This is a genomic window from Methylophaga sp. UBA4204, assembly GCF_002379485.1.
Taxonomy (GTDB): Bacteria; Pseudomonadota; Gammaproteobacteria; order Nitrosococcales; family Methylophagaceae; genus Methylophaga.
Genome location: NZ_DFTU01000108.1, coordinates 48,628 through 50,427, shown reverse-complemented (window position 1 = coordinate 50,427; position 1,800 = coordinate 48,628). Strand labels below are relative to the sequence as shown.

The following is a 1,800-nucleotide window of genomic DNA, read 5'->3' as shown; positions in this document are numbered from 1 at the left end:
GGCGAACGGGTGGAAATTACCCATAAAGCATCAAGCCGAATGACCTTTGCCTACGGCGCCATGCGTGCATCCAAATGGCTGATGCAACAGCAAACCGGTCTGTTTGATATGCAGGATGTGTTAGATCTGCGGAATTAATTAATAGCGGGCGGCCTGTTCGCGCGCTGTTTTGGCACCAGCTTTATCGCCCTTTTTAGTGCGAATCTCCGCCAATAATAACCAGAAGCGTTTCAGCTCGGTATTATCGCCTTTGGCATAGGACAGACCTTTTAAAGCAACTTGTTCCGCAAGGCGAAAATCTTCCAGTTCATAGTGTGCTTTGGCTAACTGATAGTAGACTTTTGGATCGCTGGGGGCGATACGTTGGGCTCGCTGCAAACGTGATTGCGCTGCCGACATGTTTCCCTGCTGTTGATATTTTTCTGCATCACTTAATAACGCCAGCACGGCAGGATTGGTTGGTGCTGGAACAGGTATAGTGGCAGGTATATCAGTGCCTGTAGATTTGTCCGGTGGAAGTGGCATGGCTTGTGGATTAGCCTGCTGGCTTGGCACTGGACTGGTTTTTGCTGATTCAGTTGTTGGTGAAGATACGGGTACATCTCTGCTCTCCACCGCAGGTCTTTGGCTGACGGGTGTGGTACTACAGGCAGATAAAAACATGACCAGGCTGGCCATAATAAAAAGCATTTTGTGCATGGTTATTGGCATAACGGACCTATCTGAAAATATCTTTGACCCAATCGATTGACCGTTTGATTGGATTGTCGATAAAAGTTTCTTCCGGTGTGGTACAGGCAGCAGTTTCTGTCGGTTGTGTGCCACTGATAAACGGGATTTGGGTGGCATTCTCGCATAAACCATCGGCAAGTTTTCCGCTTAACGGATCAATCCAGAGCATTTCAATACCTTCAGGCATCACCGGTTCGTAGGATTGTAACGGTTCCTCTGCCATATACCGTGTCCAAGCACGTAAGGCCCCACTGGAACCAGTGATCGGCATCGGACTATTATCATCCAGACCCAGCCAGACTACAGCGAGACGGTTACCGGTAAACCCGGCAAACCAGCTGTCACGCTGTTGATCTGATGTTCCGGTTTTGCCGGCAGTATTGATATTAATCGGCAACTGTTGGTAAATGCTACGGCCGGTACCACTTCGGGTAACTTGCTGTAAATTGTACTGCAGCAAAAACATGGGTTTCTCATCAATACTTTTTTGTAATTGAAATGGATAGCTGGAAAGCGGTTCACCTGCGCTGTCGGTGACAGTCCGAATAGTACGAGGTGGAATTTGAAACCCGGTTGCAGCAATCGTCTGATACATGCTGGCAACTTCCAGTGTCGATAAACTCTGCGCACCTAATAATAATGATGGATATGCATCCATAGGTCGATCAACCCCGAGACGTTTCAGGGTGTCGATCACTTTTTCTACCCCCAGCTCCATGCCCAGTTGCGCGGTCGACAGATTATAGGAATGGGTCAAAGCCTCATGCATTGGGACTAGGCCATGGGGTTGTCCATCATAGTTCTTGGGGGACCAGGTTTGCTGGTTGGGCAAGGTCAGGCTGAAAGGTGAGTCGTCCAGTTCACTTATCAGGGTATATCCCTGCTCCAAAGCGGTAAGGTAAACAGCAGGTTTTACAAGCGAACCAATTGGCCGACTGGCATCTAAGGCACGGTTGAATCCCTGGTAGCGGGTATTACGATCGCCTATCAACGCCAGTACTTCCCCTGTTTGTGGATCAGTCACCACCATACTGCCCTGAAGTTTCGCCAGACTTTCACCATAGGTTC

The 1,800-nt window shown here is 48.9% G+C and carries 3 protein-coding genes; 1 reads left to right on the top strand and 2 read right to left on the bottom strand.

The genetic code is table 11. The annotated features are described in order from the left end of the window. Positions 1-138 (top strand): dihydrodipicolinate reductase C-terminal domain-containing protein (locus B3182_RS15875; protein WP_292753487.1); only part of this gene is annotated, 138 nt, incomplete at its 5' end. On the opposite strand, the gene B3182_RS15870 is transcribed toward B3182_RS15875, so the two are convergent. Then, positions 139-699, bottom strand: a complete 561-nt coding sequence (locus B3182_RS15870) for a tetratricopeptide repeat protein (protein WP_292411141.1) — start codon at positions 697-699, stop codon at positions 139-141. A 19-nt stretch (positions 700-718) separates the two neighbouring features. After that, the coding region (locus tag B3182_RS15865; protein ID WP_292753484.1) for a penicillin-binding transpeptidase domain-containing protein at positions 719-1,800 on the bottom strand (1,082 nt) is incomplete at its 5' end.